At 67.9% G+C, this 22,220-nt stretch carries 17 protein-coding genes; 14 read left to right on the top strand and 3 right to left on the bottom strand.

What is annotated here, in order from left to right; all coding sequences use genetic code 11:
• Positions 1-6 precede the first annotated feature (6 nt).
• On the bottom strand, positions 7-528 hold the full coding sequence (locus tag WDLP6_RS26540; protein ID WP_162594782.1) for an Lrp/AsnC family transcriptional regulator: 522 nt from the start codon (positions 526-528) through the stop codon (positions 7-9).
• A gap of 111 nt (positions 529-639) precedes the next feature.
• Between WDLP6_RS26540 and WDLP6_RS26535 the strand changes: the two genes are divergently transcribed.
• On the top strand, positions 640-4,245 hold the full coding sequence (locus tag WDLP6_RS26535) for an indolepyruvate ferredoxin oxidoreductase family protein (RefSeq protein ID WP_162594781.1): 3,606 nt from the start codon (positions 640-642) through the stop codon (positions 4,243-4,245).
• A gap of 83 nt (positions 4,246-4,328) precedes the next feature.
• Here WDLP6_RS26535 and WDLP6_RS26530 read toward each other — a convergent pair whose 3' ends face one another.
• Complete coding sequence (locus WDLP6_RS26530) at positions 4,329-5,231, bottom strand: SDR family NAD(P)-dependent oxidoreductase (RefSeq protein ID WP_162594780.1); 903 nt, start codon at positions 5,229-5,231, stop codon at positions 4,329-4,331.
• 180 nt (positions 5,232-5,411) lie between these two features.
• Between WDLP6_RS26530 and WDLP6_RS26525 the strand changes: the two genes are divergently transcribed.
• The 7 genes from WDLP6_RS26525 (at position 5,412) to WDLP6_RS26495 (ending at position 13,205) form a co-directional block, all read left to right on the top strand.
• Positions 5,412-6,251, top strand: coding sequence for a class II aldolase/adducin family protein (locus tag WDLP6_RS26525; RefSeq protein WP_162594779.1), 840 nt, complete (start codon positions 5,412-5,414; stop codon positions 6,249-6,251).
• Positions 6,252-6,333: 82 nt separating this feature from the next.
• Entirely contained in the window at positions 6,334-7,551 is a 1,218-nt protein-coding gene (locus WDLP6_RS26520) for an ABC transporter substrate-binding protein (RefSeq protein WP_162594778.1), read from the top strand.
• Between the two features lie 33 nt (positions 7,552-7,584).
• Positions 7,585-8,466 (top strand): branched-chain amino acid ABC transporter permease, encoded by an 882-nt coding sequence (locus WDLP6_RS26515; RefSeq protein WP_162570120.1) that lies wholly within the window; start codon positions 7,585-7,587, stop codon positions 8,464-8,466.
• Between the two features lie 2 nt (positions 8,467-8,468).
• The gene (locus WDLP6_RS26510) at positions 8,469-10,259 is read left to right on the top strand and encodes a branched-chain amino acid ABC transporter ATP-binding protein/permease (RefSeq protein ID WP_162594777.1); all 1,791 of its coding nucleotides are present in this window, start codon (positions 8,469-8,471) and stop codon (positions 10,257-10,259) included.
• Positions 10,252-11,007: an ABC transporter ATP-binding protein gene (locus WDLP6_RS26505; protein ID WP_197910203.1), complete on the top strand. Its 756-nt coding sequence runs from the start codon at positions 10,252-10,254 to the stop codon at positions 11,005-11,007. The genes WDLP6_RS26510 and WDLP6_RS26505 overlap by 8 nt, the downstream gene beginning before the upstream one ends.
• 32 nt (positions 11,008-11,039) lie before the next feature.
• Positions 11,040-12,221, top strand: coding sequence for an alpha-hydroxy acid oxidase (locus WDLP6_RS26500; RefSeq protein ID WP_162594776.1), 1,182 nt, complete (start codon positions 11,040-11,042; stop codon positions 12,219-12,221).
• A 6-nt stretch (positions 12,222-12,227) separates the two neighbouring features.
• The gene (locus WDLP6_RS26495) at positions 12,228-13,205 is read left to right on the top strand and encodes a D-2-hydroxyacid dehydrogenase (RefSeq protein WP_162594775.1); all 978 of its coding nucleotides are present in this window, start codon (positions 12,228-12,230) and stop codon (positions 13,203-13,205) included.
• An 11-nt stretch (positions 13,206-13,216) separates the two neighbouring features.
• On the opposite strand, the gene WDLP6_RS26490 is transcribed toward WDLP6_RS26495, so the two are convergent.
• Positions 13,217-13,924, bottom strand: a complete 708-nt coding sequence (locus WDLP6_RS26490) for a TetR/AcrR family transcriptional regulator (protein WP_232077333.1) — start codon at positions 13,922-13,924, stop codon at positions 13,217-13,219.
• Between the two features lie 127 nt (positions 13,925-14,051).
• On the opposite strand from WDLP6_RS26490, the gene WDLP6_RS26485 reads away from it, so the two are divergent.
• From WDLP6_RS26485 to WDLP6_RS26460, 6 genes are all read left to right on the top strand, one after another.
• Entirely contained in the window at positions 14,052-15,293 is a 1,242-nt protein-coding gene (locus tag WDLP6_RS26485) for an ABC transporter substrate-binding protein (RefSeq protein WP_162594773.1), read from the top strand.
• 29 nt (positions 15,294-15,322) lie between these two features.
• Complete coding sequence (locus tag WDLP6_RS26480) at positions 15,323-15,910, top strand: NADPH-dependent FMN reductase (RefSeq protein ID WP_162594772.1); 588 nt, start codon at positions 15,323-15,325, stop codon at positions 15,908-15,910.
• A gap of 29 nt (positions 15,911-15,939) precedes the next feature.
• Complete coding sequence (locus WDLP6_RS26475) at positions 15,940-17,541, top strand: class I adenylate-forming enzyme family protein (RefSeq protein ID WP_162594771.1); 1,602 nt, start codon at positions 15,940-15,942, stop codon at positions 17,539-17,541.
• 68 nt (positions 17,542-17,609) lie between these two features.
• Entirely contained in the window at positions 17,610-19,025 is a 1,416-nt protein-coding gene (locus WDLP6_RS26470; RefSeq protein ID WP_162594770.1) for a 4-hydroxyphenylacetate 3-hydroxylase N-terminal domain-containing protein, read from the top strand.
• Positions 19,012-21,411, top strand: a complete 2,400-nt coding sequence (locus WDLP6_RS35465) for an acyl-CoA dehydrogenase family protein (protein WP_162594769.1) — start codon at positions 19,012-19,014, stop codon at positions 21,409-21,411. Before WDLP6_RS26470 ends, WDLP6_RS35465 begins: the two co-directional genes overlap by 14 nt.
• A complete protein-coding gene (locus WDLP6_RS26460; protein WP_162594768.1) occupies positions 21,404-22,186 on the top strand; it encodes an enoyl-CoA hydratase-related protein in 783 nt (260 codons plus the stop codon). The genes WDLP6_RS35465 and WDLP6_RS26460 overlap by 8 nt, the downstream gene beginning before the upstream one ends.
• Positions 22,187-22,220 lie beyond the last annotated feature (34 nt).

The raw sequence follows: 22,220 nt of genomic DNA, 5'->3' as shown, positions 1-22,220 counted from the left end.
GGGCCGCTACGTCTTCGCGCCGCGGCGGGCGGCCTTCACGGGCCGGGCCGGCTTCGGCGCCAGATGGCCCAGCGGGAGCGCATGGCTGGCCTTGACCTCGCCGAGCGAGAAGCTGGTGTGCAGGTCTTTCACGTTGGGCAGGTGCATCAAGCTGTTGAGCGCGAAGCGCGAGAAGCCGTCAAGGTCCTCGGCCACCACCTGCAATTCGAACATGCCCGAGCCGCTGATGTAGTGGCAGGTAATCACCTCCGGCAGCTTGCGGATCGCGTCCTCGAGCTTGCGCGTCACGTCGCCGGTCGCGCGGTCGGTGTCCAGGCGCACGAAGGCCAGCACGCCCAGCCCGATCTTCTGGCGGTTGATCTCGGCGTGGTAGCCGCGGATATAGCCGGCCTTCTCGAGTGCGCGCACCCGGCGCCAGCAGGGCGCGGCCGAGAGGCCCACGCGCTGGGCGAGTTCGGCGTTGGTGAGGCGGGCGTCGGCCTGCAGTTCTTGCAGGATCGCGAGGTCGAACTTGTCAATGCTTTCCATGGAACGGCATCTTAAGCAAGATCCTTTCAAGACAGCGGCTTGGCGAGGCAAAGAACGCAAACACCTATCACAGCCGCAGGCATACACTTTGCGTCGAATGGAGACACCACGATGAACGCACCGCTGCCCGAGCACATCCGCCGCGCCCTCGAAACCGTCACGCTCGACGACAAGTATTCGCTGGACTACGGCCGCGCCTTCATGTCCGGCGTCCAGGCGCTGGTCAAGCTGCCGATGCTGCAGCGCCTGCGCGACCAGCAGGCCGGCAAGAACACGGCCGGCTTCATCAGCGGCTACCGCGGCTCGCCGCTCGGCGGCTACGACCAGGCACTCTGGAAGGCCAGCAAGTTCCTGAAGGAACAGAACATCGTCTTCCAGCCGGGCGTGAACGAAGAGCTCGCTGCGACCGCGCTCTGGGGCACCCAGCAGCTCGGCTTCTCGCCGGCCGGCACCAACCGCTTCGACGGCGTGTTCGGCATCTGGTACGGCAAGGGCCCCGGCGTGGACCGCTGCTCGGACGTCTTCAAGCATGCCAACATGGCCGGCACCACGGAGTTCGGCGGCGTGATCGCGGTGGCCGGCGACGACCACATCTCCAAGAGCTCGACCGCCGCGCACCAGAGCGACCACATCTTCAAGGCCTGCGGCACGCCGGTGTTCTTTCCGGCCAACGTGCAGGAGATCCTCGACCTCGGCATCCATGCCTTCGCGCTGAGCCGCTTCGCCGGCATCTGGTCGGGCATGAAGACGATCCAGGAGATCGTCGAATCGAGCGCCACCGCGATGATCGATCCGGAGCGCGTGCAGATCGTGCTGCCGACCGATTTCCAGATGCCGCCCGGCGGGCTGCACATCCGCTGGCCCGACCATGCGCTGGAGCAGGAAGCGCGGCTGATGCACTACAAGTGGTACGCCGCGCTGGCCTACATCCGCGCCAACCGCCTCAACCACAACGTCATCGAAGGCCCGCACGACCGCTTCGGCATCATGGCCAGCGGCAAGGCCTTCAACGACACGCGCCAGGCGCTGATCGATCTCGGCCTGGACGATGCGGCCTGCCGGCAGCTCGGCATCCGGCTGCACAAGGTGGGCGTGGTGTGGCCGCTCGAAGCGCAGCTGACGCGCGCGTTCGCGACCGGCCTGCAGGAAATCCTGGTGGTGGAGGAAAAGCGTCAGGTCATCGAGTACCAGCTCAAGGAAGAGCTCTACAACTGGCGTGCCGACGTGCGGCCCAACGTGGTCGGCAAGTTCGACGAAGGCGAGGTGCACCAGGCCGAGGGCTACGCCGGCGGCGAATGGTCGATGCCCAATCCGACCGCGCACACGCTGCTGCGCGCCAATGCCGATCTGAATCCCGCGCTGATCGCCAAGGCGATCGCGCAGCGCCTGCGCAAGACCGGCCTCCTGGCCGCGGCCGGCGCCGACATGGCGGCGCGCATCGATGCCCAGCTGGCGATTCTCGAAGCCAAGGAGCGGGCGATGGCGGCGCCATCGGCCAGCGGCGTGTCGGACGCCGGCCGCCAGCCCTGGTTCTGCTCGGGCTGCCCGCACAACACCAGCACCGTCGTGCCCGAGGGCTCGCGTGCGCTGGCCGGCATCGGCTGCCACTTCATGGCGACCTGGATGGACCGTTCGACCATCGGCTTCACGCAGATGGGCGGCGAGGGCGTGCCATGGGTCGGCCAGCAGCCCTTCACCACCGACCAGCACATCTTCGCCAACCTGGGCGACGGCACGTATTTCCACAGCGGCCTGCTCGCGATCCGCCAGAGCATCGCGGCCGGCGTGAACATCACCTACAAGATCCTCTACAACGATGCGGTCGCGATGACCGGCGGCCAGCCGGTCGGCGAGCGGCCCGAAGGCCACTCGGTGCTGCAGATCGCCGAGAGCCTGCATGCGGAAGGCGCCATCAAGGTCGTGGTCGTGACCGACGAGCCCGAGAAATACGAGGGCGTGCGCGTGCCCGGCGACAACGTCAGGGTGCGGCATCGCGACGAGCTCGACGAGGTCCAGCGCGAGTTCCGCCAGATCGCCGGCACCACCGCCATCATCTACGACCAGACCTGCGCGACCGAGAAGCGCCGCCGCCGCAAGCGCGGCACGGCCGTCGATCCGGCCAAGCGGGTGGTCATCAACGAACTGGTGTGCGAGGGCTGCGGCGACTGCAGCGTGCAGAGCAACTGCCTGTCGGTCGAGCCGCTGGAGACCGAGTTCGGCCGCAAGCGCACCATCAACCAGAGCAGCTGCAACAAGGACATGAGTTGCCTCAAGGGTTTCTGCCCGAGCTTCGTCACGGTGGAGGGCGGCCAGCTGAAGAAGAAGGCGAAGGACAAGGCGTCGATGCCGGCCGAACTCGGCGCGCTCGACGAACCCGTGCTGCCGGTGCTCGAAGGCGGCAAGGTCTGGGGCGTGGTGGTGGCGGGCGTCGGCGGCACCGGCGTCATCACCATCGGCCAGCTGCTGGGCATGGCGGCGCACATCGAGGGCAAGGGCATCGTCACGCAGGACGCGGCGGGCCTGGCGCAGAAGGGCGGCGCCACCTGGAGCCATGTGCTGATCGGCCCCACGCAGGACGACATCCGCACCACGCGCGTCGGCACCGCCGCGGCCGACCTGATCCTGGCCTGCGATCCGCTGGTCAGCGTCAACGCCGAGACGATGGCGCGCATGCGCGAAGGGCGCACGCACGTGGCGCTCAACAGCCACAGCGCGCCGACGGCCGCCTTCGTGCGCAACATCGCCTGGCAGAACCCGCAGGACGCCTGCGCGGCGGAAATCGCCCGCGCGGTCGGCGTGGATGGCGTCGGTGCCTTCGATGCCGATGCGGCCGCAACTTCGCTGATGGGCGACAGCCTCTACGTCAACCCGATGCTGCTGGGCTATGCGTGGCAGAAGGGCTGGATTCCGCTCGAACATGCCTCGCTGATCCGCGCGATCGAGCTCAACGGGGTGGCGGTCGAGAACAACAAGACGGCCTTCGCGTGGGGCCGGCAGGCGGCGCAGCGCCCCGACGAACTGCAAAAGCGCGTGCAGCCGGGCCAGATCATCGCGTTCAAGAAGCGCGAAACGGCCGAGGCCCTGGTGGCGCGTCGCGCGGAATTCCTCACGGGCTACCAGAACGCGGCCTATGCCGCGCAGTACACGGCCTTCGTCGGCCGGGTGCAGCAGGCCGAAGCGGCGCTCGGCAAGACCGGCCTGACCGAGACCGTCGCGCGTTACCTGTTCAAGCTGATGGCCTACAAGGACGAGTACGAAGTCGCGCGGCTGCACACCGACCGCAGCTTCCTCGACCGCGTCGCAGGCATGTTCGAGGGCGACTTCAAGCTCCACTACCACCTCGCGCCGCCGATCATCGCGAAGAAGAACGCCAAGGGCGAGTTGCAGAAGCAGAAGTTCGGCCCCGCCATGCTGACCGGATTCAAGGCATTGGCCCGGCTCAAGGGACTGCGCGGCACGGCATTCGACATCTTCGGCCGCACCGAGGAACGCAAGACCGAGCGCGCCCTGATCGGTGAATACCGCGCCAGCATCGAGGAAGTCCTGGCCGGCCTCAACGCCGCCAACCACGCGACCGCCCTCGAAATCGCAAGCCTGCCCGAGCAGATCCGCGGCTACGGCCACGTCAAGGAGCGCAACCTCGCCGCGGCGCGCGTGCGCTGGGCCGAGCTGATGGCGCGCTGGCGCAATCCCCCAGCGACCCGCGCCGCGGCCTAGTGCCGACGCCGATCACGACCACTGGGTGCCCAAGCAGCATGTGGGCGGCGCGATGGACCTGTGCATTGAATACTGGAATCTTCTCAGCGCAATTGGCGATCCTTCTGATTTTGTTGCTCGATCTGTTCGCGCGCATTCCGCCAATCAGCATCTGACCATTCGCGCAATTCGAAGAAATTGCCGCCGTTGGCCAGGGCGCCAGCGCCGTCGAGCATGATGCTCTGACCGGTGAGCCAGTCGCATCGGCCAGGGGCCATCAGAAAGGTCGCGAGGTTCTGCAGTTCGTCCATGTCGCCGACGCGCGCCATGGGATTGCTGGCGCGTGTGCGCGCGCCAGGTTCTTCTCCCGGATACAGGCGCTTGCTCATGCCCTCGGTCGGAATTTCGCCGGGGCCGACGGCATTGAGCCGGATTCCGTAGCGCGCCCATTCGACCGCCAGCGACTTGGTCATCACCTCGATACCGGCCTTGCTCATCGCGGAAGGCACCACGTACGGGCTGCCGTTGTCGACCCAGGTGGTGATGACGCTCATGATGTTGCGGCAGGGCTGACCGGGCTGCCAGGCGCCGGATCTGGCTTTCGAGACCCAGCGCTTGCCGACAGCGTGCGTCACGTAGAAGGTGCCATGGAAGACGATGTTGGCGATGGCATCGAAGGCGCGCGGCGACAGGCTCTCGGTCGGAGCGACGAAGTTGCCGGCTGCATTGTTCACCAGGCCCGTCAGGCCGCCGTCGTCGAACAGGCGCTCGACCATCTCGTCGACCGCCTGCGCGTCGCGCAGGTCGACGCCGAAGGCATCGATGCGCCGTCCGGGGAACCGGGTCCGCCAGGCCGCGGCGGTTTCGTCGCACACGGCCTTGCGCCGGCCGCAGATGACGATGTCGGCCTCGAGCGCGAGAAAGCGCTCGGCCATGGCGCGGCCGAGGCCGGTGCCGCCGCCGGTCACGAGAATCCGCTGGCCGGACATGAGGGAGGTCTGGAACATGGGTTGCGTCTCCGATGGCGCCATCTGCAAGCGGACGGCGATGCCGCGATGGTAGGCAGTGCGGCTTTGCAATCGAATCGTCCGTTTCGACGATGCCCGCGGCCACGCACGAATTTAGTCTCCCCCTTGCTCGCAGGCGTCTGCGGGCTATCGATCACCCAAGAGACATTGGAGTACCCGATGAACGCTCCCGACAAGTCCATCCTCCGACCGGACGCGAAAGCCCTTTCGCTGGAGCGGTCCAAGGCGATCAACGTGCTTCCGATGAAGCCGCCGGTGTTCTCGACGATCCGTGAGGAAAGGCTGCATCGCAAGCAGCGCCTGGCCGCGACCTTCCGCCTGTTCTCCAAATTCGGCTTCGACAACGGGGTCGCCGGCCACGTGACGGCGCGCGATCCTCAGTATCCGGAAACCTTCTGGGTCAACCCCTTCGGCGTCCACTACAGCCAGGTCAAGGTGTCCAACCTGATCCGGGTCGATCACCACGGCGACGTGGTCGAGGGCGACCTGGACGTCAATCGCGCGGCCTTCGTGATTCACGCACGCGTCCATCAGGCGCGTCCGGACGTCATCGCGGCGGCGCACACGCATTCAACCTGGGGCCTGATCTGGTCGGCGCTGGGCCGCAAGCTCGACCCCATCACCATCGACTCGTGCGCTTTCTACAAAGACCACGTGGTCTACGAGGATTTCGGCGGCGTCGTGCTGGAACTCGACGAAGGTCAGCGGATCGCCGAGGCGCTCGGCCCCCACAAGGCTGCGATCCTCCAGAACCACGGCCTGATGACGGTCGGCGGCACGGTGGACGAATGCGCCTGGTGGTACATCGCGATGGACCGTGCCTGCCAGGTCCAGACCCATGCCGAGGCGGCCTCCGCGCGAACGGGCGGCCCCAGGCTGGTCGGACCTGAGATTGCCGAGCACACGGCAGGCCTGGCGGGCGCGCCCGAGGCGGGCTACTTCCAGTTCCAGCCGTTGTACGCGCGGATCGTGGCCGAGCAGCCCGACCTGCTCGACTGATTGCGACGGGCGGCGCGCTGCCACGGCGGCGGACGCGACCGCTCACCCCGACGGGCCGAAGAAAAACCTGAGGAGACAAGCCTTGCAAAATCAAATCACGCGGCCCGACGGTCGTATCGACCGACGTTCGCTGCTCGGCCTGGCCGGCGGCCTGGCGATGGGCACCGGCCTGGGTGCCGCGGGACTGGCGCGCGCGGCCGACCCGTTCAAGATCGGTTGGGTGCGCCCGACCACGGGCCGCTTCGCATCGAGCTTTGCGCCGCTCTACGTGCCGGGGCTGATGGCGATCGACGAGATCAACGCGGCCGGCGGCATCCTCGGCCGCGCCATCGAGCGCATCGAGGTCGACGACGAAGCGGCGCCCGCCAAGCAGCCGGGCGTGATGAAAAAGATCCAGGGCGACGGCGTTCAGTACGTGGTCGGCCCGACCGGCGATGCGCAGTGCCTTGCCTCCCTGCCGACTTCGACGGCGGCGAACACGGTGCAGGCCTGCTTCACCAACGGCACCAAGCCGATGGATGGCGTGACCTTTCCTTACAGCTACGTGCTGTTCCACTCGGTGCAGATGATCGCGGACCTGTGCATCGATCACTTCCACGCCAAGGGCGCGCGCAAGTTCGGCGTGTTGGTCGAGAACACCAGCGCCGGAGAAGCCGCCATCGCGGCCTGCAAGCCCTCGCTGGCCCGTTACCAGCTGGAGCCGACGACGGTCCAGGTCTTTCCGCTGAACTCCGGCACGGTCGGGCCGTACATCGCGAATCTGCGCAAGGCCGGGACGGAAGTCATCGTCAGCTTCATCGGCAGCACGCCGCCCGCGGCATTGGTGCTCAACGCGATGGCCGAGCAGCAGTGGTTCCCGCCGATCACCGGCCATGCGGGCCTGATGTACGAGGCACTCTTCGACCTCGTGCCCAAGGAGGCGCTGCAGAATGCGAGCGCGGTGATCTTCAAGGGCCTGTCGTGGACCGCATCCGAGCCGCCGGGCAAGCGCCAGCAGGACTTCGCGAAGAAGATGCTGACCTATCCCGACGTCAACGCGCCGTACAACGTCGCCTCGGGTCCGTTCTACGACTTCATCTACCTGCTCAAGAGCGTCATCGAGCAGGAGAAGACCTTCGACACGCGCAAGGTCAAGGCGGCGCTCGATCGGGTCAAGGGCTTCCAAGGCGTGCGCTGCAAGCTCAGCTTCACGCCCGACAATCACTGTGGCGTCACATCCGACGAGATCGTCCTGGCCAGCGTCATGTCGGCCAAGGATCCGCGCTCCGGCAACAGCGTGTTCCGCGAGCGCCTGGTCTGAGATCATCCTCCGCTTCCTCCTGAAAGAGTCTTGATGGATCCCAGTTACGTCATCCAGGGGCTCACGATCGGCAGCATCTACGCGCTCGTGGGCGTGAGCATCAATATCGTCTACCGGCCCACCAACACCTTCAACGTGGCGCAGGGCAACCTCGTGATGGTGGGCGCGGTGCTCTGCGCGACGCTCCTGGCCAAGTTCGGCGTGGCCTGGTATCTGGCAGCGGGCATTTCCCTGGCCGTGATTGCGCTGGTGTCCTGGGTCATCCACTGGCAGGCGGTGGCGCCGGTCCTGCGGCAGCGCGGCGGCGGGGCGCACGGGTGGATCGTCAGCACGCTCGCCGCGTCGATGATCATCGAGGACATCGTCGGCAAGCTGGTCGGTCCCGATCCGCGGCCGCTGCCGGCACCGCCGCTGCTGTCGACCGCCTCCATGCTGAAGAACGGCGTGCTGGTCAGCAGCTACCAGGTGGCACTGATCATTCTCGTGCTGATCCTGGTGATCGCGGCGGAGCAGTTCTATCGCACGCGAACCGGCAAGGCGATCCTCGCGATCGCCGAAGACCGCGACGCCAGCCTCTTGCGCGGCATCGACCCGGGCCGGCTGGCCGCGGTGTCCTTCGCGCTGAGCGGGCTGGTCGCTGCGGCGGCCGGCGTGCTCGCGGGCCCGATCGTCTTCGCATCGGTCTCGATCGGCGCCGTGATGCTGATCAAGGGATTCGAGGCCGCTGCGCTCGGCGGCATCGGCAACAACTACGGTTCCGTGGTCGGCGGCTACATGCTCGGCATGGTCGAGGTGTTCGCCTCGGCCGCGCTGTCGCCCGGCTACCAGGATGCCGCCAGCCTCGCCATGTTTCTGCTGGTGCTCCTGATCAGGCCGCAAGGGCTGTTCGGCAGGCAGGTGCTCAGGACGGTGTGACCATGGGACGTTCTCCGCTTTCCGGCACAAGGCTCGAGTCCCGGCTCGTCGGTGCGTTCTTCATCGCGCTGGCGTTGATGCCGATCTTCGTGCGCGACGACTACGTGCTCTTCATCGGAACGCAGCTGTGGGTCTATTTCGCGGTCGCGCTGGGGCTCAATTTCCTCACCGGCTTCGGCGGCCAGACCTCGATCGGCCACGGCGCACTGGTGGCGATCGGCGCCTACATCACGGCGCTCGGCATGGTGGACTATCACTTGTCGTTCTGGACGGTCCTGCCGCTGGCCGTGGTCGGCACCGCGCTCGGCGGTGCGCTGATGGCGATTCCGGCCTTCCGCGTGTCGACCTGGTACTTCGCGCTGATCACCCTGGCATTCGCGACCGTGCTGCAGGGCCTGCTGGTCGAGTGGCAAGGCTTGACCCACGGCTTTGCGGGCGTCACCGGCATCCCGATGCCCAGGATCGGCGCTTACGAATTCACTTCCCGCGATCTGTACTGGCTGGTGCTCGGGTTCTGCGCGCTCGGCCTGTTCCTCATGCACAACCTCGTGCACTCGCGCTACGGCCGGGCCTTGCAGGCCTTGCGCGACAACCCGCTGGCCGCGTTGGGCAATGGCGTGTCGCTCGTGCGGCTGAAGCTCTTCGCCTTCGTCTGGAGCGCGCTGATGGCCGGCGCGGCGGGCGCGTTCTTCGCGGTGCAGAAGACGGTCATCACGCCCGAGGATTTCTCCGGCGACATGTCGATGTTCTTCCTGCTCGTGATCGTTCTCGGTGGGCTTGGCCGCCTGCACGGCGCGCTGCTGGGCACGATCGCCTTCTTCCTGCTGCCGGAACTGCTCCAGAGCCTGCAGAGCTGGCGCATGCTGATCTACGGCGCGGCGCTGCTCGTGCTGATCCGCTTCATGCCGGAGGGCATCGCGGGTGGTCTCGCGCGCTTCTGGAAAAAGGCATCCGCGGTGACCTTGCCTGTGGTGGCGCAAGAGCCGATCCCACGGTTGAAGGGCGCGCATCTCCAGGTGCGGAACGTCAAGAAGCGTTTCGGCGGCGTCTTCGCCTTGCGCGACGTGTCGATCGACGTGCCTGCGGGTCACATCCATGCCATCGTGGGTCCGAACGGCTCCGGCAAGACGACGCTCCTGAATGTCATCACGCGCTTCTATCCGGCCGACGGCGGATCGGTGCGGGTCGATGGCGCCGATGTCGGCCGCCTCGCGCCGGAACGGCTGGCGCGCAGCGGCATCCGCAGGACCTTCCAGACGCCCAAGCTGGTGCCGGGCCTGTCGGTGATCGAGAACGTCATGCTCGGCGCCTACGCCAGCCAGTCCACCAATCTCGCGCAGGTGGCACTGGACCTGCCTTCGGCCCGCAGGGAGCGCGAGCAACTGACGGCCGAGGCGCTGCGCTACCTGAGCTTCGTCGGCCTGCGCGATGTCGCCGGCACCGAGGCCGGCGAGGTGCCGCACGGCCAGCAGCGCCTGGCCGAAATCGCGCGGGCGCTGGTCGGCCGGCCACAGCTGCTTTTGCTCGACGAGCCCGCGGCGGGCCTGTCGATGACCGAACTCGATGGCCTGTGCCGCCTGATCGAGGCGATCTCGAAGTCGGGCACCACGGTGCTCATCGTCGAACACCATCTCGATCTGGTCGCCAAGCTGGCGACGGCCGTGACGGTGCTCGACCAAGGCGCCGTCCTGGCGGAGGGACCGCCGGACGTCGTCTTCAAGAACAAGCAGGTCCTGTCGGCGTACATGGGTGGGCGCGCGGTCGATGTCGAACCGGAGAAGAAGATTGCCTGAAGTCCGAACCCTGAACAAGGCGGCCGGCGAGCCGGCGACGCTGCTGTCGGTGTCGGGCATCGACGTCGGCTACGGGCGTGTCGGCGTGCTGCAGGATGTGTCGCTCGACGTCGTCGAAGGCCAGATCTGCGCCATCGTCGGCAGCAACGGCGCCGGCAAGAGCACCTTGCTCAAGGCGATATCGGGCCTGCTTGCGCCCACCAAGGGCGAGATCGGCTACCAGGGCGAATCGATCGGCGGCCTGTCTCCCGCACGCATCGTGCAGAAGGGCCTGCTGCACGTGGCCGAGGGCAGGCGCCTGTTTCGCCACCAGTCGGTGCGCAGCAACCTCGACCTCGGCCTCTACGGTGCCGGGCTGACGCGCGAGGACGAGCGCGCCCGGCTGACGGAAGTGCTCGGGATGTTTCCGGTGCTGTCCGAAAAGCTCGACCTCGCGGCCGGCGGCCTGTCGGGCGGGCAGCAGCAAATGCTCGCGATCGGCCAGGCGCTGATGCGATCGCCGCGGCTCCTGATGCTCGACGAGCCCTCGCTGGGACTCGCGCCCGTGGTGGTGGATCAGGTGCTCGAGACCTTGCAGAAGCTGCGCTCCCAAGGCTGCACCGTGATCCTCGTCGAGCAGCTGGTCGAACGCGCGCTCGAGATCTGCGATGCCTGCGTCGTGATGCAGCATGGCCGCGTCATCGGCCGTGGCACGGCCGATGAGGTCACGGCGAGCGGCCTGATCGAACATGCCTACGGCGCCGTCTGACATCCGCGAACGCGCCGCCTGAAGGTCGAACGATGCCCGCATGGTCCGGCTGGTCGCCCCCCACGCAGCGGCGTCTGTCGACTTGCACGGTGTCCGACCTTCGCAGCGTCGCGCGCCGGCGCCTGCCGCGTTTCGCCTTCGACTATCTCGATGGCGCAGCTGGCGAAGAGCTGACCGACGCGGACAACCGCCACGCGCTGGCACGGCTCAAGTTCAAGCCCCGCGTGATGACCGATGTCAGCCGCGTCGATGCGTCGGTGATCGTGCTCGGCGAGCGCCTGTCGCTGCCTTGCGTGATCGGTCCGACCGGCATGAACGGCGTGTACTGGCCGCGCGCGGAAGAGCATCTCGCGGCCGCCGCCAGCCGGGCCGGGGTGCCGTTCGCGTTGTCGACGGCCTCCACCTCGCTGATAGAGGACGTGCGGGCGGCAAGCGCCGGACCGCTCTGGATGCAACTCTACGTCCAGCAGGACCGCCGCATCAGCGAAGACATCATGCGGCGGGCGCGCGACGCCGGATTCAAGGTGCTGGTGCTGACGGTCGATGTGCCGGTCACCGGCCATCGCGAGCGCGACCGGCGCAACGGATTGAGCTTGCCGATACGCATCACGCCATCGCTCCTGGGCGATGTCTTCCTGCGGCCGGCATGGGCCTGGCGCATGGCGATGCACGGCAGGCCGGCGCTGGTCAACATGGTGGCGCGCCAGGGCGCGGCGGGCTTCGGATCCGCGGCCATCGGCGCGCCGGCAATCCCGGCGATCGATCCGTCCGTGGTCTGGTCCGACCTGGCCTGGCTGCGCAAGCACTGGCACGGCCCGATCGTGCTGAAGGGCATCCAGTGCGTCGAGGATGCGCGCCTGGCGGTTGCGCATGGCGTGGATGGCATCGTGGTCTCCAACCACGGCGGCCGCCAGCTCGACGGCGTGCCCGCGACCGCGACGCTGCTCGAAGCCATCGTGCAGGCGGTGGGCGGCACGACGGAGGTGCTGGTCGATGGCGGGTTCCGCACCGGGGCCGACATCGCCAGGGCATTGGCGCTCGGCGCGCGCGCCGTGCTGCTCGGCCGCGCGCCGCTGTACGGGCTCGGCGCGGCGGGGCCGGCCGGCGTCGTGCATGTCATGCGGCTGCTGCAGGCGCAGTTCGAGACGACGCTGCGCCTCCTGGGCTGCACCAGCGCGGCGTCGCTCGGAAGACGGCACCTGGTCGAAGGCTGAACCCTCATGCGCATCGCCGTGTCGTCCCCCGTCGCCCGATCGAGCCTGGAATCGGGCATCGGCCGGCTCGGCGTCGAGCTCGTCTGGGCCGATGACGACGAACTGCCCGCGCTGAGCGCCGAGGTCGACGGCATCGTCATGCTCGGCTCGAGCTATGGACCTCGCATGGCCGAAGCACTGCGCGCGCAGGGCAACCGGTGCACCTGGCTGCAGTTGCTTTCGACCGGCTACGAGCAATTGCTGCTGCACGGCGTGCCGCCCGGCATCGAGGTCAGCAATGCCGGCGCGGCGTGGTCGCCGATCGTCGCCGAACATGCGATGGCCTTGCTGATGGCCTGGGTGCGCCGCGTGCCGCAGCTGGTGGCGTCACAGGCGCAAGGGCGATGGGACGAGTCGGTCCGCGCCGGTATGGGCATGCTGTTCGGCGGCCGCATGACGATCGTCGGCATGGGCCGCATCGGGGCCGAATTGTCGACGCGCGCCAGGGCATTCGGAATGACGGTGGTCGGCGTGACGCGCAGCGGAAAGCCGCACCCGGCCGCGGACGAGATGTTCCCCGTCGCGCGGCTGCACGAGGCACTTGCCGGGGCGGATGTCGTGATCGTCGTGGTGCCCTTGTCGGACGCGACGCGGCAGCTCATCGACGCGGCCGCGCTGGCGGCGTGTTCGCGCAGCGCGGTGATCGTCAACATCGCGCGCGGACCGGTCGTCGATCAGGCGGCACTCGTTCGCGCCTTGTCTTTGGGCGCCATCGCCGGCGCGGTGCTCGACGTGACCGATCCGGAGCCCTTGCCGGCGGATCACCCTCTGTGGCGCATGCCGAACGTCATCGTGTCGCCGCACATCGGCGGCGCGGCGCCGGCGCGCTACAACCAGCGGATCGCCGACCTGGTGATCGCCAACGTGGGCGCGCGCCTGCGAGGCGAGCCGGTGTCGGACCGGGTCGATGTGCACGGCCCCGCCGTCGCGGACGCCGCGCGATGAAGCGTGACGGCCTATCGGCGCGGTGGCTTCGACGCCTTCGGGGTCGATGGCCGCGGCGTCTCCTCGGCGAGCAGATGCAGCACGTCGCGCAGGTAGGTGGCATGGGTCTTCGATTCCGCCTTGCCGACGGCAACGACATTCACCGACAGGAGGATGCGGGCCCGGAGCAGGGCATCGGCCTCGGCGAAGCCCATCTCGCAGAAGGCCTGGCGAAGAAAGGCGAGCACGAGGGTTTCGGCCTTGCGCAGTGTCTTCTCGGCGCGCGGGTCGATGGTCGCCCACACGCGCATCGCGCGGTCGAGTTCGAAGGTGCCCAGCTGGTTGCTGACGGTGCGCAGGCGCTGGATGCGGTCGAGCGGCGAAAGATCGCCCGCGCTGGCCAGTTCGAGTTCGTGGCGCACGCGCTCGACGCTGTAGTTGTCGGCCAGCTCGCCCAGATAGTGCTCGAAGCTCGTGAAGTGGTGATAGAAGCTGCCGATCGACACGCCGAGCCGCTCGGTCAGGGTCGCGAGCTTGACGCCGGTGATGCCGGACTCGCACAGCACCGCTTCGCCCGCGTCGATCCAGTGCGCTCGGCTGAGTCTGCCGCCCGCATTGCTTTCCGGCGATTCGGCCGACCGCCGCGCCGTGGCGGACTTGGCCGGCACGGCGCGCTGGGCCGCGGGCTTCCTCGGCGAAACCGGCTGGAGGGATTGGTCTTTCCGGACGACGCCGCGCATAGGCCCTTTGGTCTGATGAGAGAAGTGAAGCGGATCAAAGCATAACTCAACTTATGTTCGATCCGGCATTGCGCTGTTCCATAACATACCTTATGCTATTCCCACAAAACATCGAAAGGACGGAGACATGCAACCCAGCAACCTTCCCACCCATCTGCAGAGCCGGCGTCGCGTGTTGCGCGCGGCCGGCGGTGCCGCGGTGGCCATCGCGGCGTCATCGCTGGCGCCCTTGCGCGCGTTCGCGCAGGCGGATGAATTCCGCATCGGCTGGATTCGCCCGACCACCGGCAAGCTCGCCAGCTCGTTCGCGCCGCTCTATGCCGGCGGCCTGATCGCCATCGACGAGATCAACGCGGCCGGCGGCATCATGGGCCGCAAGCTCACCATCGTCGAGGAAGACGACGAGGCCTCGCCGGCGAAGGAGCCGGCCGTCATGCGCAAGCTCAAGTCGGCGGGCATCGACTATGTCGTGGGGCCGACGGGCTCGGCGCAGTCGCTCTCGGCGCTGGCCACCGGCACCCAGTCCAGGATGATCCAGACCTGCATCTCGAACGGCGAGGACATGGCCAACGGCACCAAGTATCCCTATCACTTCCTGTGCGTCTACACCACGGCGCAGGAAGGGCAGGTCGCGGCGCAGTACATGGTCAACCAGCTCAAGATCCGCAAGATCGGTATCCTGAGCGAGGTGACGCCCTTCGGCGAATCGGCCGCGGCCGCGTCGCAGCGCAAGATCAAGGAACTCACGGGCGTCGATGCGGTGTCCGCGCAGACCTACCTGATGAGCGCGACCGACCTCACGACGCAGGTGCAGGCGCTGCAGAAGGCGGGCTGCGAAGGCGTGATCGTCTGGATGTCCAGCAACGTGCACATCAGCATGGCCTTCTCGGCGATGGCGAAGATGAGCTGGATCCCGCCGATCCTCGGCCACGTCAACCTGTTCAACGACTCGCTGTTCGACCTGGTGCCGGAACAGAGCCTGCGCTCGGTCTACGGCGTCTACTACCGCAACTGGACCTACAGCGACAGCGCGCCCGCCTCGGACAGGAACATCGCGCTGGCCAAGAAGCTGCAGGCGGCGTCCGGCGTGAAGGGCATCGAGGCCTACGTGGCTGGCACGCCGCACTACGACTTCCTGCATCTGCTCAAGCAGGTGATCGAGCAGGAAAAGAGTTTCGACGTCGACGTGGTGCGCAAGGCCTTCAACGCGACGCGCGGCTACAAGGGCGCGATCGGCACGCTGAGTTTCTCCGAGACCGAGCATGGCGGCCTGTCGCTGAACGACATCACCGTCTCCAGCGTGGCCTCGAGCCGCGACCCGCGATCGAAGGAGCTGGGCGCGCTGCGGCTGCGTGCGCCGGGCGCCTGAGCGTCGCCACATCCAACCGGAGCAAGGGCATGGTCAGGAAACCGTACATCGTCGGCATCGGCGGCACCGGCCGGGACAACTCGTCGACCGAACTCGCGCTGCGCGCCAGCCTGGCGCACGCCCGTCGGCTCGGCGCCCGCACGGAACTGTTCGCAGGTGCCGACCTCGACCTGCCCATGTACACCGGCCAGCCGCCCGGCGAAAAGGCCGGGCGGCTGATCGAGGCGATCCGGCGCAGCGACGGCGTGCTGCTGGCGTCGCCCGGCTATCACGGCTCGATCTCGGGGATGGTGAAGAACGCGCTCGACTACGTCGAGGAACTGCGCGGCGACGAGCGGCCCTATCTGGAGGGCCGTGCCGTCGGCAGCATCGTCTGCGCCTACGGCTCGCAGGCGATCGGCACCACCATCGTCGCGGTGCGCTGCATCGTGCACGCCCTGCGCGGCTGGCCGACGCCCGCCGCGGCCGGCATCAACTCGGTCGACCTCGCGTTCGACGAAGAAGGCCGCTGCACCAACGCCGCCGTTCAGCAGCAGCTCGAACTGGTCGCGCGCCAGGTCTGCGAGTTCGGCGCGATGTACGTCCGCATGGAGCCTTGTGCCGAGATGCTCGGCTAGCTTTCACAAAAAAAGATGGAGACAGGAAGATGGTTGCGAGTGCATCGGAATCGGGGGCGCGTGCCTTCAGTTTCACGCAGGCCTTCCGGCGGGCCTGCCAGACGGTGGGGGACAAGGTCGCCGTCGTCGACGCGTCGGCTTCGCTGACCTGGAACCAGCTCGGCGACCGCAGCCGCCGCCTGGGCGCTGCGCTCCAGTCGCTCGGCATGCGACCGGGCGACCGCGTGGCCATGCTGGCCAACAACTGCCACCAGTACATCGAGTTCTACTTCGGCGTGCCCTGCGCGGGCGGCATCTTCGTGCCGCTGAATTTCCGGCTGGCGCCGACCGAGCTGGCCGCCATCCTGGCCGATTCGGACACCCGCATCCTGATCGTCGACGCCGAGAACCTCCAGCTCGCCAAGCAGGTGCTCGAACTCCGCCCGATGCAGCACGTGCTCTTCATCGGGCCGTCGCCGACGCCGTCCGGCATGCGCGACTACGAGGACGCGATCGCCCGTGCGACGCCGCTCGATCCGGCGCACGATCCGGTCGCCGACAGCGAGGACGTGGTGTGCCTCTTCTACACGAGCGGCAGCACGGGCCGGCCCAAGGGCGTCATGCACACGCATTCCAACCTGCTGTGCAGCTCGCTGGCCTTCGCCGCGCAGATCGGCCTGACCGACCAGTCGATCGCGATGATCATGTCGCCGCTCTTCCACGTGGGTGCCGCCGGGCTGTGCCTGCCGGTGCTGCATGCGCTGGGCTGCATCGTCATGGTGCCGCGCTTCGAGCCGGCCAAGGTGCTGGAATCGATCGAGACCCACGGCATCACGGTCATGACCTGCGTGCCCACCATGCTGCGGATGATGATCGACCATCCCGACATGCGGCGCCGGAAGCTGTCGACCATGAAGACCATCCTCTACGGTTCCTCGCCGATGCCCGAGGCGCTGGTGCTCGAGGCACGCGAATACCTCGCGGATGCGCGCTTCACGCCGTGCTACGGCATGACCGAATCGACCGCCAGCGTCTCGTCGCTGCCGCCTTACTACACGCGGCCGGAGAACTGGGCGCTCGGCAAGGCCAACTCGATCGGCCGTTCGCTCATCGCCTGCGAGATGGCCGTGGTCGACGCCGAAGAGAACAAGCTGCCGCCGGGGCGCACCGGCGAGATCGTGGTCCGCGGACCGCTGGTGATGAAGGGCTACTGGAACAACCCCGAGCTGACCGCGCAGACGCTGCGCAACGGCTGGCTGCACACCGGCGATCTCGGCTACATGGACGAGCTGGGCATCTTCCACATCGTCGACCGCCTGAAGGACATGATCATCGCGGGCGGCGAGAACGTCTACTCGGCCGAGGTCGAAGCCACCATCTACGCCTATCCGGGCATCGCCCAATGCAGCGTGATCGGCGTGCCCGACGAGAAATGGGGCGAGGCGGTGCATGCGGTGATCTGCCCGTCGCCGGGCATCGTGATCGAGGAGGCGGCGCTGCTGGCGCATTGCCAGACGCGCATCGCCAAGTACAAGTGCCCGCGCTCCTTCGACATCCGTACCGAATCGCTGCCGCTTTCCGGCGCCGGAAAAATCGACAAGCCCGCGCTGCGCAAGCCCCACTGGGAAGGGCGCAGCAGCAAGCTGATCTGAAGCCCGGGCCTCGAAGCGCGAGGCCCTGCCAGTCAACCTTCGAAAAACTGAGACCAAAGGAAAACCGAATGCCACTCAAGACGCCTGAGCAATACGTGGAAAGCCTGCGCGACGGCCGCGTCACCTACTGGGACGGCGAGCGCATCGACGACATCACGACCCATCCGCGCTTTAGGATGCCGATCGACTCGGTCAAGGCCGACTACCGCTACGACGATCCGAAGTACGGCGCGCTGCGCCAGTACCAGACCGAGGACGGCGCGGTGGCGCACCGCATCTTCCAGATCCCGCGCGACGAGGCCGATCTCAACACCCGCGTCGAGATGATGAACCACACCTCGATCGGCACGCTGGTCACCGGCGTGTACATGGCGCTGATGAGCGTCAAGGACGCGGTCGAGAAGGTCAACCCGATGTACGGCGCCAACATCGAGCGCATGTACCGCTACTGCCGCGACAACGACCTGCGCGCGGCCGAGGTCATCACCGATCCGAAGGGCGACCGCAAGCGCAGCGCCGCGCAGCAGGACGACCCCGACCTGTACCTGCGCATCGTCGAGCGGCGCAAGGACGGCATCGTGGTGCGCGGCGCCAAGCTGCACATCACGGCCGCCTCGCTGGTGCACGAGCTGGTGGTCATGCCGACCAAGGGCATGAAGGCCGAGGAGACCGACTACGCAGTGTCGTTCTCGATCCCGGTCAACGCGCCCGGCGTCAAGATCATCAATCGCAGCGTCGCCGGGCCGGACCTCAATCCCTTCGACTATCCGGCCAGTTCGCATCACGGCATGCCCGAGGGCTTCGTGGTGTTCGACGACGTCTTCGTGCCCTGGGACCGCGTGTTCCTGGCGGGCGAGGTCGAACTCGCGGGCAAGCTGGCGCAGTCGCTCGGCCTGTGGGAACGAACCGGCGGCATGGTCGAGGCGGTGCGGCTGTCGGAACTCTTCGTCGGCCTGGCGCAGCTGGTCAACGAGATGCAGGGCAAGGACTCGGATCCGGTCACGCAGAACTCGGTCGCCGAACTCATCGCCTATGCCGAGATGCTGCGCATGTCGCTGGACTTTGCCTGCCGGCACTACGAGAAGACGCCCTCGGGCATGGTGTTTCCCAATACGCTGGCCATCAACGCCGCCAAGTACTACTACGCGGCCAACTACCACCAGACGGTGCGCTATCTGCACGACCTCGGCGGCGGGCTCGTGCTCACGCTGCCGCTCGAAGCCGACCTGCGCAACGAGGAGTCGGGCAAGTACATCCGCAAGTACCTCTACACCAAGGCCGGCGTGAACGTGGAGACGCGCATGCGCGTCTACAACCTGATCCGCGACCTTACCGCCGACGCCTATGGCGGCTGGCAGTTCGTCGTGGCGCTGCAGGCGGGCGGCGGATTGCCGGCGCAGCGCGTCATGATGCGCCGCTCGTACAACATGGACCAGGCCAAGAAGCGGGCACTGAGCGCGGCCGGCGCGGATGTCCCGGAGTGAGCGGCAGGCCGACCTGAGCGCACGGAGCCACGCCGGTTTCGTGGCCGGGATCCGGGCCTATCTCGGTGAACACCTGCCGCCCGACATGGCCGCGCGGGGCCGGCGCGACGTGCATCCCTCGCGCGAGGACATGCTGGGCATCACCGCGATCCTGTCGCGTGCGGGCTGGTCGGTGCCGCATTGGCCCGAGGCGCATGGCGGGCCCGGATGGTCCGGCATGCAGCGCTACCTGTTCGAGGAAGAACTGATGCTGGCGGGCGCGCCGCCCAACAACATCCAGGGCGTGTCGCTGGTCGGGCCGGTGATCTACACCTTCGGCACCCAGGCGCAACAGGCGCGCTACCTGGCGCCGATCCGGGAGGGCCGCGAGTTCTGGGCGCAGGGCTTCTCGGAGCCCGGCTCGGGCTCCGATCTCGCGTCGCTGCGCACGCGCGCCGTGCGCGAGGGCGAGGGCGAGGGCGCCGTCTACGTGGTCAACGGCCAGAAGATCTGGACCTCGCAGGCCTTCATGGCCGACATGCTGTTCTGCCTGGTGCGCACCGACACCCAGGCCAAGGCGCAGCTCGGCATCTCCTTCCTGCTGATCCCGATGCGATCGCCCGGCGTGCGGGTGCGCCCCATCCAGTCGATCGACGAGGGCGAGAGCCTGTGCGAGGTCTTCCTCGACGACGTCCGCGTGCCGGTGCAGAACCTGGTCGGCGAGGAAGGGCGCGGCTGGGACTATGCCAAGTTCCTGCTCGGCAACGAACGGGTGACCACCGCCGACGTGCCGCGCAACAAGCGCTACCTCGCCGCGTTGAAGGCGATGGCGAAGAACGCGCCTTCGCCTTCGAGGCACGGTGTGCGCCTGTACGACGAGCCCGTGTTCCGGCAGCGGATGGCGCGCCTGGAGATCGATCTGATCGCATTGGAGTCGGCCGCGGTCGGCACCATCGAACTCGACGACCACAGCCCGCTCACGCCCTCGGCGCTGAAGATCCACGGCACCGAACTCATTCAGGGCCTGCTCGAACTGCAAGTCGAATCGCTGGGCGCCCATGGTGCGGCCTTCTTCCCGCACGAAAGCGTGGGCGAGGCCGGCGAGCGCTGGCTGCGTGGCCTGGGGGACGCGCCGGATGCGCCGGGGGTACTCGCCGAATACCTGTTCCGGCGCGCCGCGACCATCTACGGCGGCTCGACCGAGATCCAGAAGAACATCATCGCCAAGCTGCTGTTCGGCGGCAGGCAGGCCATCGCCAGCCCGGTCTCCGAGGACCAGGCGCAGATGCAGCAGAGCGCCGAGCGCTTTGCTGCCCAATGGCGCGAAACGCCGTGGCGCGACTTCGAGAAGGGCGATGCGAGCCTGGCGCGGCGGCGCTGGCTGCAACTGGCGGACACCGGCTTCCTCGGGCTCGGCATCGACGAAGCCGTGGGCGGGCAGGGCGGTTCGCTCGACGATCTTGCGGTGGTCATGGCCGCGCTGGGGCGTGGCGGCGTGGCGGAACCGCTCGGTTCGTGCTGCGTATCCGTTGCTCATTTGCTTGCAACGGCCGAGTGGCCGTCGGAGCGCCGCCGCGAAGCGCTGGAGCGCCTGGTGTCGGGCGCGCAGGTTTTTGCTTTCGCGCACCTCGAGGCCGAGGACGGCGGCGCGCCGGGCGCACGCAGCGTCGCGACCCGGGCCGCTGCGATGCGTGACGGCTTCGTTCTCGACGGCGCCAAATGCGCGGTCATGGGCGGCGCGATGGCAGATTTCTTCATCGTGCCGGCGAGGTCGATCACGGGCGCGGCCGACGCCGCCGCGCCGGTCGCGCTCTTCCTGGTCCCCGCCGGCGTGCCCGGCCTGAAGGCGCGCCACTATCGCAGCGTCGACGGGCAGGTGGTCGCCGATCTGAGCTTCGAGCGCGTCGAACTTGCAAGCGATGCGCTGATCGCGTCCGGCGATGCTGCCGCGTTGCACATCGACGAGGCGATCCTGCGCGCCATCGTGATGGCCTGCGCCCAGGCCGTCGGCACCATGGAGACGCTCTTCGGATCGACGCTCGACTACCTGCAGACGCGACGGCAGTTCGGTGCGCCGCTCGCCAGCTTCCAGGCGCTGCAGCATCGCATGGCGGAGATGTACGGCGAGCTGGCCTTGTCGCGCGCGATGCTGCGGCGCGCGGTCGCGGCGCTCGAAAGCCGCGAGCCCGCCATGCCCTCGCGCGAGCGCATCGTGTCCGCCGCCAAGTCGCGCATCGGCCGCGCGGCCTTCTTCGTGCGCAGCCAGTCGGTCCAGCTGCACGGCGGCATCGGCATGACGCAGGAGTGCGAGATCGGCCGCCTCTTCAAGCGGCTGCACGCCTTCGAGGTCGAATGGGGCAACGCCCATCACCACGCGGCGCGCTTTGCGGACACGAACGATGACTGAATCCGACACATCGGCCGTGCTTTGCGAACGCCTGCCGGGGCATGTCGCGCTCGTCACGCTCAATCGGCCGGCCGCGCGCAACGCCATCAACGGCGCGGTCGTGGCCGCGCTCGGCCGCGCGGTGACTGCGCTCGATGCAGACGACGACGTGCGGGCCGTCGTGCTGACCGGTGCCGGCAGTGTGTTCAGCGCCGGTGCCGACCTGAAGGAAGTCGCCGCCGGCCGGGCCTCGCAGCTGCGCGACGGCAACGGCTTCGCCGGCTTCGTCCACGCGCCGCGGCGCAAGCCCTGGATCGCCGCGCTCAACGGCAGGGCGCTGGCAGGCGGCTGCGAGATCGCGCTGGCCTGCGACCTGATCGTGGCCGAGGAAGGCGCGGCGCTCGGCCTGCCGGAGGTCACGCGCGGACTCGCGGCGGCCGGCGGCGGGCTCTATCGGCTGGTCCAGTCGCTGCCTGCGCGCGTGGCCATCGAACTGATCCTCACCGGCAGCGAGATCGATGCGCGCAGGGCCTTCGAGCTCGGCCTGCTGAACGCGCTCGCGCCGGCCGGGCAGGCCATCGCGCGGGCCCTGGAACTGGCGCGCCGCATCGCGGCCAACGCGCCGCTCGCGGTGCGCGAAAGCCTGCGCGTGGCGCGGCTGGCGATGGAGACGGATGCCGACGCGATGCGCGGCCTGTCCGCGGAACTGTGGGATCGCATCGGCGCCAGCGCGGATGCGATCGAGGGCTCGCGCGCCTTCGTGGAAAAACGTCCGCCCCGCTGGACCGGCCGATGAACGGCCGCATCAACGTTTCATGCTGAAAGAACAT

Origin of the sequence: Variovorax sp. PBL-E5 (genome assembly GCF_901827185.1) — a bacterium.
Classification (GTDB): Bacteria; Pseudomonadota; Gammaproteobacteria; order Burkholderiales; family Burkholderiaceae_C; genus Variovorax.
This window is presented reverse-complemented; position numbering and strand designations above follow the sequence as displayed.